The 14,023-nt window shown below is 60.3% G+C and carries 14 protein-coding genes; 5 read left to right on the top strand and 9 right to left on the bottom strand.

Annotation, left to right across the window (positions count from 1 at the left end):
- Positions 1-156: 156 nt before the first annotated feature.
- A complete protein-coding gene (locus CLV74_RS22620) occupies positions 157-1,098 on the top strand; it encodes a hypothetical protein (protein WP_146134986.1) in 942 nt (313 codons plus the stop codon).
- Between the two features lie 54 nt (positions 1,099-1,152).
- Here CLV74_RS22620 and CLV74_RS19460 read toward each other — a convergent pair whose 3' ends face one another.
- On the bottom strand, positions 1,153-1,869 hold the full coding sequence (locus CLV74_RS19460; RefSeq protein ID WP_245888618.1) for a COG4705 family protein: 717 nt from the start codon (positions 1,867-1,869) through the stop codon (positions 1,153-1,155).
- Positions 1,866-2,534, bottom strand: coding sequence for a hypothetical protein (locus tag CLV74_RS19455; protein ID WP_106268155.1), 669 nt, complete (start codon positions 2,532-2,534; stop codon positions 1,866-1,868). Before CLV74_RS19455 ends, CLV74_RS19460 begins: the two co-directional genes overlap by 4 nt.
- A 207-nt stretch (positions 2,535-2,741) precedes the next feature.
- Between CLV74_RS19455 and CLV74_RS19450 the strand changes: the two genes are divergently transcribed.
- The 3 genes from CLV74_RS19450 to CLV74_RS19440 all read left to right on the top strand — a co-directional run bounded on the left by CLV74_RS19450 (position 2,742) and on the right by CLV74_RS19440 (position 5,157).
- Complete coding sequence (locus tag CLV74_RS19450) at positions 2,742-3,113, top strand: hypothetical protein (protein WP_106268153.1); 372 nt, start codon at positions 2,742-2,744, stop codon at positions 3,111-3,113.
- Positions 3,114-3,187: 74 nt separating this feature from the next.
- The gene (locus CLV74_RS19445) at positions 3,188-3,859 is read left to right on the top strand and encodes a response regulator (protein WP_106268151.1); all 672 of its coding nucleotides are present in this window, start codon (positions 3,188-3,190) and stop codon (positions 3,857-3,859) included.
- A complete protein-coding gene (locus CLV74_RS19440; RefSeq protein ID WP_106268149.1) occupies positions 3,856-5,157 on the top strand; it encodes a HAMP domain-containing sensor histidine kinase in 1,302 nt (433 codons plus the stop codon). Before CLV74_RS19445 ends, CLV74_RS19440 begins: the two co-directional genes overlap by 4 nt.
- Before the next feature lie 153 nt (positions 5,158-5,310).
- Here CLV74_RS19440 and CLV74_RS19435 read toward each other — a convergent pair whose 3' ends face one another.
- From CLV74_RS19435 to CLV74_RS19415, 5 genes are all read right to left on the bottom strand, one after another.
- Positions 5,311-5,925, bottom strand: coding sequence for a hypothetical protein (locus tag CLV74_RS19435; RefSeq protein ID WP_106268147.1), 615 nt, complete (start codon positions 5,923-5,925; stop codon positions 5,311-5,313).
- A gap of 2 nt (positions 5,926-5,927) precedes the next feature.
- Positions 5,928-6,923 carry an ABC transporter permease gene (locus CLV74_RS19430; RefSeq protein WP_106268145.1) on the bottom strand — a complete coding sequence of 332 codons (996 nt, stop codon included), beginning with the start codon at positions 6,921-6,923 and terminating at the stop codon, positions 5,928-5,930.
- Entirely contained in the window at positions 6,916-7,836 is a 921-nt protein-coding gene (locus CLV74_RS19425; RefSeq protein ID WP_106268143.1) for an ABC transporter permease, read from the bottom strand. Before CLV74_RS19425 ends, CLV74_RS19430 begins: the two co-directional genes overlap by 8 nt.
- Positions 7,833-8,579 (bottom strand): ABC transporter ATP-binding protein, encoded by a 747-nt coding sequence (locus tag CLV74_RS19420; RefSeq protein ID WP_106268141.1) that lies wholly within the window; start codon positions 8,577-8,579, stop codon positions 7,833-7,835. Before CLV74_RS19420 ends, CLV74_RS19425 begins: the two co-directional genes overlap by 4 nt.
- Positions 8,580-8,766: 187 nt before the next feature.
- A complete protein-coding gene (locus tag CLV74_RS19415) occupies positions 8,767-9,015 on the bottom strand; it encodes a hypothetical protein (protein WP_106268139.1) in 249 nt (82 codons plus the stop codon).
- Between the two features lie 185 nt (positions 9,016-9,200).
- Between CLV74_RS19415 and mprF the strand changes: the two genes are divergently transcribed.
- Entirely contained in the window at positions 9,201-11,804 is a 2,604-nt protein-coding gene (gene mprF, locus CLV74_RS19410) for a bifunctional lysylphosphatidylglycerol flippase/synthetase MprF (protein WP_106268137.1), read from the top strand.
- Here mprF and CLV74_RS19405 read toward each other — a convergent pair.
- Both CLV74_RS19405 and CLV74_RS19400 read right to left on the bottom strand, forming a co-directional pair.
- Entirely contained in the window at positions 11,801-12,811 is a 1,011-nt protein-coding gene (locus tag CLV74_RS19405; RefSeq protein WP_106268135.1) for a phosphotransferase family protein, read from the bottom strand. The genes mprF and CLV74_RS19405 overlap by 4 nt on opposite strands.
- Positions 12,808-14,016, bottom strand: coding sequence for an acyl-CoA dehydrogenase family protein (locus tag CLV74_RS19400; RefSeq protein ID WP_106268133.1), 1,209 nt, complete (start codon positions 14,014-14,016; stop codon positions 12,808-12,810). Before CLV74_RS19400 ends, CLV74_RS19405 begins: the two co-directional genes overlap by 4 nt.
- Positions 14,017-14,023 lie beyond the last annotated feature (7 nt).

The raw sequence follows: 14,023 nt of genomic DNA, 5'->3' as shown, positions 1-14,023 counted from the left end.
AGATCATAGGTCCGGCTGGCCTCCGCCACCGTGGTTTTGCCCTGAATGATCTCGATCACCAGGGCGGTCTTTCGCTTGGCTGTCCAGCGTTTGACAGTCTCGTCCATACTCTTACTCATGGCTACTTTCTTCCTTTATAGCATGAGCAGGAAATCAGTGGGTCATTACATCTCCTCGATTGAGATGATGACAGGAATGTCCTCAAGGGACAGCAAGCACCTTGGGAAAATTCGTCTGCTGCAATTCGCACTTGCTATTATTCTAGCCATTGCAACGAATGCCACCCTTTCCGTAGCGGCGCCTTTTGTTGCACTTGGCGCGATGGCGTGTGCGAACTATGCAAAGAAGTGCTTTGAAGATATACAAAACCGAAAGTTCATTGGCCTCGCCCAATTTCTATCGGCCATCCCGCTGGTATTTTACATTGCCTACTACTTCGCAATGTCGCAAAGTTACTACTCAGGCGTCACACTAACTGATGCAATTTGGCCGATCATAATCTATGCTATAATGTGGGGATGCGGCTTGGCACTACCCCCTCGTAGACATGGGATCATGGTGACACCTGTCAGCAATTCAGGCGCTGTAATTTATTTTGATAACGAAGTCCGCTGCCAAGAAGCCTTTAACGAAGTTTTTGATGTGTTTTCAGGCTCCGACGACGGAAAGCTACTTATCAACAGCGTGACAAACATCTCGTATGACTATTCCCGTGGGAAATCAGTTACTAATATCCAGAACAATTTCACTATTACGAACAACAACAGCACCGATCCCGAACTGGTCAATGCGATCAACCAAACTTTGGCGACCTATCTGGCAGACGCTGCACGTCAGGCGCGCACTTCCAATCCCGAAGTCGAAAAACTGTTGGCCGAAGTACGAGATGAACTGCAGTCGAAAGTCGAGAATCCGAAGTCGACCGGTCTCGCAACCAAGTTGAAGAACCTGGTTGGACATATGAACCTTCTCGGTGACGGCTATGAAGGGCTCAAAAAGCTCGCCAAGCTGATCGAAGAGACTGGCGAAATGGTAACCAACTATACTGGTGCGAATGCATCCGACATCATTGAACAGCTCGTGAAGCTGGCGGCTTAACTAAACTTCAGCGGGCGGCCAATCAGGCCGCCCTTCAACACTAGGAAACATCGGTTATTTTTGCCGCGCTTGCATGATGGTCATGGCGCCGAACGTGATGGCGATCACAGCCAGAAAACCATGGCTGGTCATGATTGTACCGTACCCCATCCCGCCGTAAACCACCGGCTGCGACAGCAGATCCCCGAACGAGGCGCCAAGCGGCCGCGTCAGGATATAGATCAGCCAGAAGGAAAGGATGCCATCAAGGCCAAGGGCGAACTGCTCGGCCACAAGATCGCCAACCGCAGTGCCCAAAGCAAAGGTCAGCAGGGTGGCCAGCCAGTAAAAGGCCTCTCGCAGGGCGGTGTCCACGTCATGGATCGATAGAGTCCCCTCGATCCGGCACCAGACCGCGAAGGTTGCGGCCAGAAGGGCGCTGAAGGTAACCGTACAGGTCACTAGGCTGACCCCGAGGTTGTCCACAAGGTAATCGGTCAGCAGTGTACCGACCACCGAAATCAGCGCCACGTTCAGCCAGTACACCCACGGCACATAGCGGCGATGAGATAATTGCAGCGCCAACGTGCCAATCAGGATCACCGTCATCATCAGCGAGGCCGCAGACAAGCCAAGCCCGAGGTTGACGTTCAGATAATCGGCTGCGGTTTCGCCCATGGTTACGGCCATCAGCTTGATCAACCAGAAGGCCGCTGTGACCTCGGGCAGCTTGTTCAGCGGGTTGGTCTGACGACCGAAGTTCATGTCAATCCGTGCATCAATCGTGTTCATTTGGTCACCTGTGCAGATCCGGGGGTCAGAAGGGCCAGCGCCTGAGCCGAGAAATCGTCAGCGCGGCGGTCGTCATCGGCATTGCAACGCTCGGTGGACTTGGCTTGCAGATCAGCGATCTTTTGCTGCGCATTGGCAGGCGCGCGGTTGGCCGCAAGGCCGTCGCGCAGATCGCTTAGCATCAACTCGCAGGGCAGCGGGTGCCCGGCCGCATCCGTAATCGCTATGCCATTCAAGGTCTGGACAACGGCGCTGGCCGTGATGTCAGCCGTAGGGTTACTGAGGGTAGCTGCCAGCGCACTCAGTGCTGCCTCGACCTTCGCTGGATCAGGGGTATGGGCGCGCAAAGCGGAAAAGGCCGCATCAGCACTGGCATCCACCATGCCCCATGCCGCCGGAGCCTTTGCCTGTAGCGCGGCCGCAGCAGTGTCCCAACTGGTTTCCAGATCAGTGATCCGCTTTTCTGCCGCAACAAGATCGCCCGTTCGGGCGATCGTCTGGGTATCGGTGACAATGGCTTCGAACGCCGAGACATCCCCCAAGCTGGGGGACAGGGCGCTTGCCTGCTGATCGGTGGCCTGCGTGCCGATAATATAATGTTCGACGCCGGAAAAGACGGCCACCGGCACGGCAACAAGCGCGGCGGCGAGAAGAATTTGTTTCACGAGGAATGCCTCATTGGAGGTTGCGATAGTCCGCTTTTGATCCCCTCTCCGCACCGCTATCTTATGAAAAGGTTGTGAAAGCGTAATGTGACCTCGATCCGCATTACGGATATTCAATCTATGGGTCAGGCAACGCCACACACCGAGGCCCACCTGTTCACCACAAGGTCACGGCACTCTGTCGGGCCCCAAACAGGAGAAGACCTAATGAAACGCATCACCTCCGCCGCGCTGATCCCGCTGGTTCTGGCCGCAAGCATCAGCAGCACTGCGATGGCCGGCACCGAAAAAGCCGGAATGTCCGACGCACAGGAAGCCACGCGTGCACTGTCCAGCGGTATGACTTTGACCGAGGCCGTCAATCTCGCCCAAACCACAAGTGGCGGCACGGCCCTTGCGGCTGAATGGGACGCCGAGGATCAGGCAAGCGGCGGCTATATGGTCGAAATCGCGGATGCGTCGAACGCTATGCAGATGTGGTTTGTGAATCCCGCTGATGGCTCGGCCCAACAGGTGATCAAGGCGCGGGACAGGCATGATAAGGATGGCCACGATGGGGACCGGCATGACGAAGACTGACACCAAACCTTTGATCGGTTAGACCGCTTTCGGGCGGCAGGTCTGCCCTGCCGCCCTGACTTCGTGGAGAGAACATGCATATCCTTGTGATCGAAGACGATCCCACCACCGGCGACTACATCGCATCCGGTCTTCAATCCGAAGGCCATGTGGTCGACCTGATCAGCAATGGCCGCGATGGCCTGATACAAGCGATGAGCGGCACCTATGATGTCATGGTGCTGGACCGGATGGTGCCCGATGTGGATGGCATGTCGATCTTGCGGACCCTGCGTGCTTCGAAAAATCCGGTGCCGGTGCTGCTCTTGACCGCCCTTGGCGGGGTCGAGGACCGGATCGACGGCCTGAATGCGGGCGCGGATGACTACCTGACCAAGCCCTTTGCCTTCGGCGAGCTGTCCGCGCGTCTGACCGCCCTGTCACGTAGGCCGCCACCCGCGGATGAACCCACAGTGCTGCGCGTCAAGGATCTGGAAATGAACCTGCTGACCCGCAGGGTGACCAGGGCAGGCCAGTTGATTGACTTGCAACCCCGCGAATTTGCTCTGCTGGAACACCTCTTGCGGCGCAAGGGGCGGGTGCAGACCCGCACCATGCTGCTGGAAGGGGTCTGGGACATCCATTTCGACCCGCAGACCAATGTGGTCGAATCCCATATGAGCCGCCTGCGCACCAAGGTGGACAAGCCCTTTGACGTCACCCTGATCGAGACCGTCCGCGGATCAGGCTACCGGATCGTCGAATGAAACGCCTGCGTTCGACCCCGCTGCGACTGTCGGTAATCCTGATCGCCGTCTTTACCCTGTTCATGACAGCGGGTCTGGGGATCGCTTATGTGGTCATGCGCGATGCTCTGGGGGCCGATGTCGCGCTGCGGGCCGAACAGGTGATGCAGGATTTGCGGGCCATTCCTGAACCTGCAGAGCGTCTGGAACGCGCAACCGAGATCGTCGTCGCCTCGGAACTGCGCAGCCTATTGCTGCGACTGGAGCTGAACGGAGAGACCGTTGCCAGTGTCCGCCCCTTGCCCGAAGGCCTGATCGACGCCGAAGACACAGGTCTGCCTGAACCGCTGGCCGACAGCTATCTGGTACGCCATACCGATCTTGCGCCGGGGCAGTTGATGGTCGCGGTGGGGCGGGACAGCATCGCGGAACTGAACGAAACTTTCGTGGCCATTCTGGGCTTTGCCTTGCTGCCTGCGTTGCTTCTGACCTCGGCCATCGGGATCGTCGTCGTGCGGCGGACCAGCACGCGGGTCGAGGCGATCCGGCGTACCTTGCACGCGCTGGCAGGCGGGGAACTTGAGGCCCGCGTTGGTGCGCCCCATCCTGACACCGACCTTGGCGACATCTCCCGCGACCTTGACCGCATGGCCGAGGCCCAAGAGGCGGCCACAGGCGCATTGCGGCAGATCGGGGCCGATATTGCCCATGATCTGAAAACCCCCATCCAGCGCGTTGCCGTCCGGTTGGAGCGACTGGGAGAGACAGAACTGACCGACGATGCGCGCGGCCTTCTGGACCAGACCCGAGACGAGACTTCGCAGATCATCGCCACCTTTGAGTCCCTGCTTCAGATCGCCCAGTTAGAGGGCGGCCAAGGCCGCGACGGCTTCTCGGCCATTGATCTGGCCGCCTTGGTGCGGGACATGGCCGAGATTTATGAGGCCGCCGCAGAGGATGCAGGCGTCCGGCTGACCTGCACGATCATTGAACCGCTGCCCGTGATCGGGGATCGTCACCTGCTATCGCGCCTGATCGCCAACCTTGTGGAAAATGCCCTGCGCCACGCGCCCGGAACCGATATCCATCTGTCGCTGGCTGCGCGGACCCTCTCGGTGCGCGATGGCGGCGCGGGCATCCCGCCCGAACAGCGCGCGAAGGTGCTGCGACGCCTTGTCCGGCTAGAGGCCAGCCGCTCAACCCTCGGCTCGGGCCTGGGGCTGGCATTGGCCAAGGCCGTCGCGGATGTGCATGGGGCAAAACTGGACTTGGATGATGCAGCGCCGGGTCTTGTGGTGACGGTGGTGTTTCCCGCCTAACAGGCAATCTGCGCGCGTGCCCTGCCCCGCAAATCAGACCGGTGCATCCCGCTTAACACCACTCAGCGCCATGCGTTCCGGCAAAAGCAAAGCGGCCCGACGGGATGATCCGTCGGGCCTTTGCTTCTGGGAAAAGTGCAAATTGAACTGCGTTCAGTCGGCAACCTCTGCACCGCCCGGATCTTTTTCCACCGTGGCGCTGACCGGTGCCATACCTGCCACTTGCAACTCAGCCGTCACATGTTTTCCCGCAACCGACGTCAAATAGATCGAGTTCGGGTTGGCCCGCAAATGCCCCGCCTTCGTGCCGTCATCCACGTGAATCCGCGCCTCTGCACCGGCGGGGATCGAGACGGCAGGATGGACCACATAAGCCTCGGTCGCGCCGCTATCGGCATCGGTAAAGGTGTAGAACAGCGTGAAGCCGGTCAGTTCTGTGCTGCCGTCGTTGATCACCTGAACCTCAAGATGGTCAGGGGCGTCTTTATGTGCGACCGGATCAACGTTGTTTTCCACCAGCAACTCACCAATCCGGAAAGTGGCTACCGCGCCACCGGCCACAATCGGGCTGGCAGCCAGAACAGGATCATTGTCGGCAAGATCATCCATCCCGTCGCCATCCGTGTCGGCGTTCATCGGGTCGGTGTGCAGCAACGGCTCGGCAAGGTCGGGAATGCCGTCGTTATCCGTATCCGCATTCGCGGCCAGCGCCGGTGTCAGTGCGCCAATCAGCAACAGCGCCGCAAGTGAGGGGGTGAACGTCTTCATGGTTAGGTCTCCTTGGTCAGACGGTCGGGATTGATCGGGCGCAGCAGGACAACGCCGCCAATGCCCAGAGTGAAGAAAAGAAGAAACAACAGGTCGCCACGCTTTTCGGTCAGGATCGGCCCCAGCGGCTTGCCCGTGTAGCTGTCCTTGATGCCAAGCACCGCAAAGGTCAGACGCTCGTAGTGCTTGGTGACCGAGGCCTGCTCGATCCCACCGCGAATGGTCTCATAGAGGGCGAAACCGGCTTTGATGCGGTCCTGTTCGGCTTTGGGCACAGACAGTTGCGCATAGATGCCCCCCGCAACCTGATTGTCCGGATCCATCGTGTCGCCGATCTGGGGCGCAACCAGCACCACCATAAGCCACAGGGCAAAGGCCGTAATCAGACCCGCCGCCGGAGACCGCGCCCAAAGCGACAGCCCGAAACCCATCGCATAGATGCCGGCAAGATAAAGAACGCCTGCCCCCCACGCGATGACCAGACGCAGGGCATCGCCAGCGGACAACGCAACGCCGGACACCCAAGGCAACAGCATTCCCGTCACTGTGAAAACCACGGCCAGCAATACGGCGGCAAGGCCAGCGCCGCCTGCCAGTTTCGCGGCCAGATACTGCCAATGGTGCAGCGGACGGGTCAGGATTAGCGCCAGAGCCTGACTGCCCCGTTCCGCGGCCGCCGCCCGATAGCCTGCCACCAGCGCAATCACGGCGCCCATGATCTCGATCTGCTCGACCGTGCCGCGCAAGAGCTTGAGCGGATACAGTTCTGGCGCAGCGATAACAGACACATCCTTACCCAGCTTGAGAAGCAATGCCTTGGCTTGGGCATAGGTCGCCGCGTCCCCATTCAAAGCGATAGCCCCTGTCACGAACGAGACCAGCGCCGCCAGCGTTAGCGCCGCGATGGCCACCAGGACGAACCCGTCCCGCAGGGCCTCACGCGCGTCACGCAGACCAATGGTGGCCATTCGCGCCATAGGAGAAAGGGTGTCAGGCATCGCGGCCTCCGTTGAGATCAAGTGTCTTGTTTGCGTGAAAGGCAAAAGCCGCGCTGCCCACAAAGGCCAGCCACAGCCCCAGCAGCGGCAAGGGCGCGCGGGGGGCCAGACCCTCGGGCAGATAGCCCATCGTGCGGGCGTCAAGCCAACCGAAGGCCTCTGAGAGCGAGACAGGACCAAGCAGCCTCGAAGACCAGTGGAAAAACGGCGTATCGGGCACAAGAGCCAGCGCTGAAACCGGATTGATCGCCGCCGTCGGGTTCACGTTGCCGGTCAGAGCCGGCAGCACAAAGGTAATTGCCAGCCAAACCACGGTAGCGGCCAGCAGCCCCGCCGCAGTGCCCTGCAACCGCGCTGCAAACCCCAGCGCCAGCAGACCAAAGGCGCTCATATAGGTCCAGCCAAGCAACAGCGCCCACGCCAACGCACCCCAGTCCGCCGCCCGCATCTGCAAGGGCAGGCTAAGCAGTGCCAGTATCGCCACGGCTCCTGCCACGGTTGTCAGGAATGACGTCGCGATCAGCAGCGCCAACATGCGTGCCACCGCAACACGTCCGCGCGGGACAGGACGCGAACCGATCAGTGGCAGTACCCCTGCGCGGCGCTCGGTCTCGACCAGCTCTTGCCCGATCACAATCGCGGTAAAAGCCCCAAGAAACGAGATATAGACCGGCAGGTTCCGCAAGCTGGCAAGAGGCGGTGTCTGATGCATGGGGTTCGGCGGGACCACAGCGCCCTGCGCCGTCAGCCAGTCCACCGCTTGTCCATAGATCGCATTCACCGCGTTGGTCGCGGACCATCCCAGAAAGGCCGAGACGGCCACCAGCGCGGCAAAGATCGCCACAAGCAGTAGCACGCCGCGATCCCGCACAATCCCCGACAACGCCTGCCGGACGATCAGCATTACGGTCATACGGCATCCTCCTGCCGGACCACGCTGACATACAGTTCTTCAAGACGGCGCTCATCGTAGCCCGCGATGGCGGAAACCTTGTCATGGAACACCAGCCGTCCGTGGGCCAACACCCCGATCGAGGAGCAACTGCTGGCAACCTCCGACAGCAGGTGGGTGTTCATGAAAATTGTCATGCCCTCTGCCCGCAACTGATCGATCATCTGTCGCAAGTGCCGGACACCCACAGGATCAAGCCCAGAGGTCGGCTCGTCCAGAAACAGAACTTGCGGGTCATGCAAGATCGCCTGCGCAAGACCTACCCGCTGGCGCATGCCTTTGGAAAAGCTGCCGACCCGGCGGTTCGACAAATCTGCGATACCCAGACGCTCAAGCACCTCATCCACGCGGCGACGGGCATCCTGAACCCCTGAAAGGCGCGCAAAGAAGGTCAGGTTCTCGCGGGTGGAAAAGCGATCATAAAGCCGAACATTTTCAGGTAGATACCCGATATTAGCCCGCACCTGCATCGCTTGGGTGGTGATATCGTAGCCCGCCACCCGCGCCGCGCCATGGGTCGGCGCCAACAAGGTGGTCAAGAGCCGGATCGTGGTGGTCTTGCCCGCGCCGTTGTGGCCAAGAAACCCGAAGACCTCGGCTTTTGGCACATCTAGGGTCAAAGGGTGCAAAGCTACATGGCGCCCATAGCGCAGGCTCAGACCGCGCAGGGCAATAGCGGGGATGTCATGCGATGCATCGATCATCGGGGGCTCCTGTCATTCAACTTGCGTTTTCATGACAGAGGCGTTTGCGCGATTACCTTATCCGAACATTACGGTTCGGTAATCTGCGCTTTTCTTACGAGACCGCCGCGCCGCCATGCAAAAGCCCGGAGGAATGTCCTCCGGGCCTTTGCTTCACTGATCCAATGCGAACGCCCGACGATCAATGTCAGGCCGGTGAGTGTCCGTGGTCCTCATAGACCGCTTCGGGATCGACCCGCCGCGCGCCCTGTGCCCGCAGGTCAGACGCGCGCCGTTCCGCCTCGGCCAACAGATGGGGGCCAGCCAGACTCATGGCGACCGCGATCATCAGCCCCAGAACCAGCGCGCCGCCAATCGCCATCAGACTAAAGCCGAAACCCGTGACCAGAACGATTGCGACCAGAACATCTGCCGTCCAGACTTTTACCTTTTTCATCACAGAAACTCCTTCTCTGTCTGTGTCTGGACTAAAGTTGGGGTCGCCACCCTTCGCGTGCATGACGCAAACATTAGGGATCGGTAATGTCTGGCCAAGGCAAAAGCATTGTAAATTCCCGAAGTTCATATCATCTGCCACATAGCCGCGCGTTGCATCAGGGACGCCGCCACAGGTGAACTAGAATGACTGAACTATCCCCCGCCGCAGCCAGCGTATGGCAACGCCTGAAACCGATCGTGCCCTGGCTGGTTACCGCCGCCCTTTTCGCGGGCGGCGCTTTGGCGCTGCATCACCTGTTGGCGGATGTAGATCTGAAGCAAGTGATGTCGAGGGCGCGCTCCACCCCTTGGCCGATCCTGCTGCTTGCGGTGGTAACGACCTTCTGCAGCTATGCTGCCCTGATCGGCTATGACCGTTCCGCGCTGCATTATATTGGAAAAGACCTGCCCACGCCGGTCGTCGCTTTGGGCAGCTTTCTGGGCTATGCGGTGGGCAACACGATCGGCGCGGGGCCGATTACGGGGGGCGCGGTACGGTACCGCATCTATTCGGGGCTTGGACTTTCGGCCCTTGATATCGCAGCGGTTGCGACCTTCGCGTCTGTCTCATTCGGGGTCGGCGCAACGATCATCGGCTTTGGCGCCTTGGCAGTGCATCCCCATGCACTGGCCCACATTCTGCCCTTTGAGCCCGACGTGATCCGTATGGGCTCGGTGGCCATCGTGCTGCTTTGTCTGGGCCTTCTGTTCGTGATGGCGTTTCGCGGGTCCGAGATCAGCCTGCGCGGCCTCACCCTGCGCACCCCGTCGCCGCAGGCAATGGCCGCACAATTTCTGGTGACCGCCGTAGACCTGATGTTCGCGGCCTCGACCCTTTATCTGCTGCTGCCTCCGTCTGATCTTGGCTTCACCACATTCCTTGCCGTCTATGCCGCAGCAATCATGGCCAGCGTCATCAGCCACGTTCCCGGCGGTGTGGGTGTTCTTGAAACGGTGATCATCGCCGCCCTTCCTCCGTCGGTGCCGGTGGTGGATGCCGCGGCGGGCCTGCTGCTGTACCGACTGTGCTACTACCTTCTGCCCTTCTGTGTGGCGCTTTTGCTGATCGCTGTGACCGAGGCGCGCTTGGCCTCTGGCCGTGTTGCCGGACCGGTGATGCAGCGCCTTGCCCCGCTGACCCGCTCGATCAGCGCGCTGGTACCGGTGGCGATGGCCACAATGATGCTGACCTCTGGCGCCTTCCTGATGGTGTCGTCTCTTGTACCGCCAACCTCAGAGTTGACCGAGAACCTAGAACTCCTGACCCCCTTGGCCGTGCTTGAAGGGGGGGCGTTGATGACCAGTATTCTTGGCGCGACGATGCTGGTCATCTCGAACGGTTTGCTGCGGCGGATGGCGGGCGCTTGGTGGCTTGCGATGATCGCTCTTGCGGCCGGTGTTGCAGCCAGCCTTGCCAACGGTCTGGACGTGGAACGGGCGGTCACTCTGACAATCGCGGCGCTGATCCTGTGGCCCACACGGCGCGAGTTTTTTCGCACCACGCGTCTGACCCGCGACACCTTCAGCATGCGTTGGTCATTGCTGATCCTTGGCCTGATGGTCGCGATGGTACTGATGCTGTTCTTCGCTCAAAAGGCCACCCCCTACGCTCATGAGTTGTGGTGGCAGTTCGCCATCGACCAAAGCGCACCGCGGGCGTTGCGGGCAGCCTTGGTGGGGGTGATGGTTCTGGGCCTGTCACTACTGATCTTTGGCTTGCGCCCCGGCAGCATGTCCAACACGCTGCCAACCCCCGAAGAGATTGAGCAGGTGCGCCCCATCGTTATGGGCCAACCAGATCCTGCGATGAACATCGCCCTGACCGGCGACAAATGCCTGATGCTCTCTGACAGTGCTCGCAGCGCCCTGATGTACCGCATCCAAGGCCGCAACTGGATTGCCCTGCACGAGCCCTTCGGCGATTCCGAAGAATTCCGCCAGCTGGCTTGGACCTTCCATGATGCGGCCTACGCGGCCAACGGCCATCCGGTATTCTACTCGGTCGGGACAGCGCTGATCCCGCTGTGGCTGGAGATGGGCCTTGCCCTGATCAAAATGGGCGAAGAGGCTGTTGTGCCCCTGAACGGCTTTTCGTTGGACGGGCCATCGCGCAAGCGCCTGCGCGGATCGCACAATCGCGCCCTGCGCGACGGTATGAGCTTTGAGGTGATGCATCCCCCCTTTGCAGACGGGTTCATGGATCAACTCAAAGATATCTCTGACGCATGGCTAACGACCAAAACCGGCGGCGAGAAGGGCTTTTCGGTGGGTGCTTTCGATCCTGACGTGCTGTCCCGTGCGCCCATCGCCGTAGTGCGTCATTCGGGACGGATCGTGGCCTTTGCCAACCTGTGGGTGACAGACCTGCGGCAGACCGCATCCATTGATCTAATGCGGCACTCGGATGACGCCCCCTCGGGGATGATGGAGTTCCTGTTCACCGAATTGCTGCTGTATTTCGCCGCCGAAGGCTTTGCCGAATTCTCGCTTGGAAACGCGCCCCTATCCGGTCTTGAGGCCCGCAGAGGCGCCACTCTGTCCACCCGCCTTGGCGCGTTGGTCTACCGCCATGGTCGCCAGTTCTACAATTTCGAGGGGCTGCGTGCCTTCAAGGGCAAATTCTATCCCGAGTGGCGGCCGATCTACGTCGCGGTTCCGCCAAGGGGCAATATTCTGGTCGTCGCATCGGATGTGGTCAGCCTGATCAACAACAGCGACCCCCGAAAACGGAATATGCAAACCGCCTAACCCTTTTCGATGACCTCAAGACCACGGATGGCAAACCTGCGGGCAAGGTACGTAGGGTTTGACCCAGCGGCACCTGCGGCAGTGCCTTGGCGGACGCGGTCAGCGATACCGACCCAGATCACTGAAAAGCGAAACAGGGCGAAGGCCTTGTGAAACGCCGTCAGTGGCGCCATCTGCGGGCTTTTGTCCATGTATCGCGCCACGAATGCAGCCTCATCCGGTAGGCCCGTTGCGTCCAGATCAAGGCCAAGAATGCCGCCGTATTCCTCTGGGGCAGTGTGCCACGCCATGCAGCAATAGCCCAGATCGGCAAGCGGATGACCAAGGGTGGATAGCTCCCAGTCAAGGATCGCCACGACCCGAGGCTCGTTCGGGTGAAAAATCACGTTGCCCATGCGGAAATCGCCATGGGCGACGCTGACGCGCCCATCATCTGCAGGCTGGTGCTGTGTCAGCCATTCGGACAACTGGTCAATTTCCGGAATCGGCTCGGACGCGCTGGCCTGCCATTGCCGCGACCAACGGGCGATCTGACGTTCAAAATAGTTGCCCGGACGGCCATAGTCCCCCAAGCCCACTGCCTCAGGATCAACGGCGTGCATCGCCGCCATCGCATCCGCAAGCCCCAGCCAGAGCGCGCTGCGTTCCGCAGGATCTGCTGCCGCCAAGGCCCCATCGGGAAAGACCCGCCCGTCCACCCGCTGCATCAGGTAAAACGGTGTTCCCAGCAGGTCGGGGTCCTCATGGAACAGGACGGGACGCGGGACCGGTACGCCCGCCGGATGCAAAGCCGCCAACACCCGATATTCACGGTCCACCGCATGGGCGCCGCGCAGGATCGGGCCGTTAGGCTGCTTACGCAGGACCAAGCGGTGATCCCCGTAGGTCACGAAATAGGTCGGGTTCGATTGGCCGCCTGCAATGCGCTGCACATCCAGCGCCGCCGCGCCGAAATGGCCCTTCAGGAACTCCTCAAGACGGCTTGGGTCAAAGTCGATGTCGCTCATGCGCCTGCGTCCCATTTCCAGAAATCGCGGCCCTCTTTTTCCACGTTCCGGTGCAGCACCATCTTGTGGACCTCATCGGCGCCATCCACCAAGCGGGCCTGACGGGCGTAGCGGTAAATCCATTCCAGCGGCGTGTCCTTGGAATAGCCCCGCGCCCCGTTAATCTGGATTGCCGTATCGGCAGCCTTGTGCAGCAGGTTCGCCACATGCACCTTGGCCATCGAGACCTCTTTGCGGGCAAAGCCGCCTCGGTCCAATTCCCACGCGGCTTTCATCACCAGCAAGCGACCGATTTCAATCTGCATCGCCAGATCGCCAATCATCATCTGGACGCTTTCCCGCTGGCTAAGACGTTCGCCAAAGGCAAAGCGGTTCTGGGCGTATTCACTGGCAATCTCGACGCAGCGCTTGGACAGGCCAAGCCAGCGCATACAGTGGGTCAGGCGCGCCGGTCCAAGGCGGATCTGGGTCAGCTTCAGCCCATCACCTTCGTTCATCAGAAGGTTCTCGGCGGGGATCACCATATCCTCATAGACCACCTCGCAGTGGCCGCCATGCTCTTCGGGGCCCATGATGGGGATGCGGCGTTCGATCCGGAAACCAGGGGTATCCTTGCGATGCAGAAAGGCCGACAAGCCCTTGCGCGGATCGTCCGAGGTGCGGGCGATCAGGATGAAATGATCGCTGTCCTCAGCGCCAGTGATGAACCATTTGCGGCCCCGCACCACATAGCTGTCACCCTGTTTCTTGGCCGTCGTCAGCATCATTCCCGCAGGGTCCGAACCAGACCCCGGTGCGGGTTCCGTCATCACAAACGCCGAGCGCACATGGCCGCGCACAATGGGTTGCAGCCATTCGGCTTTTTGCTTGTCGGTCCCGACCTTTTCCAGCACCTGCATGTTGCCGTCATCAGGTGCGGCCGAATTGAACACCACCGGCCCGAAGATCGAGCGGTTCATCTCTTCATAGCAGACCGCCATGCCGACCTTACCAAGCCCCTGCCCGCCCGTTTCTTTTTGCAGCTGAAGGCACCACAGACCTTCGGCCTTGGCACGGGCGCGCATCTGGTTCAGCACGTCCACCTTGATGTTTTCGTGGGCGTCATAGTTCGCCCGATCCGCCTCTAGGGGCAGCAACTCACGCGCGACAAACTGCGCGATACGCTGGCGATAGTCCTCGATCTCGGGGGTAATGGTAAAATCCATGAAAGGT

The organism is Donghicola tyrosinivorans (genome assembly GCF_003003355.1).
Taxonomy (GTDB): Bacteria; Pseudomonadota; Alphaproteobacteria; order Rhodobacterales; family Rhodobacteraceae; genus Donghicola; species Donghicola tyrosinivorans.
This window is presented reverse-complemented; position numbering and strand designations above follow the sequence as displayed.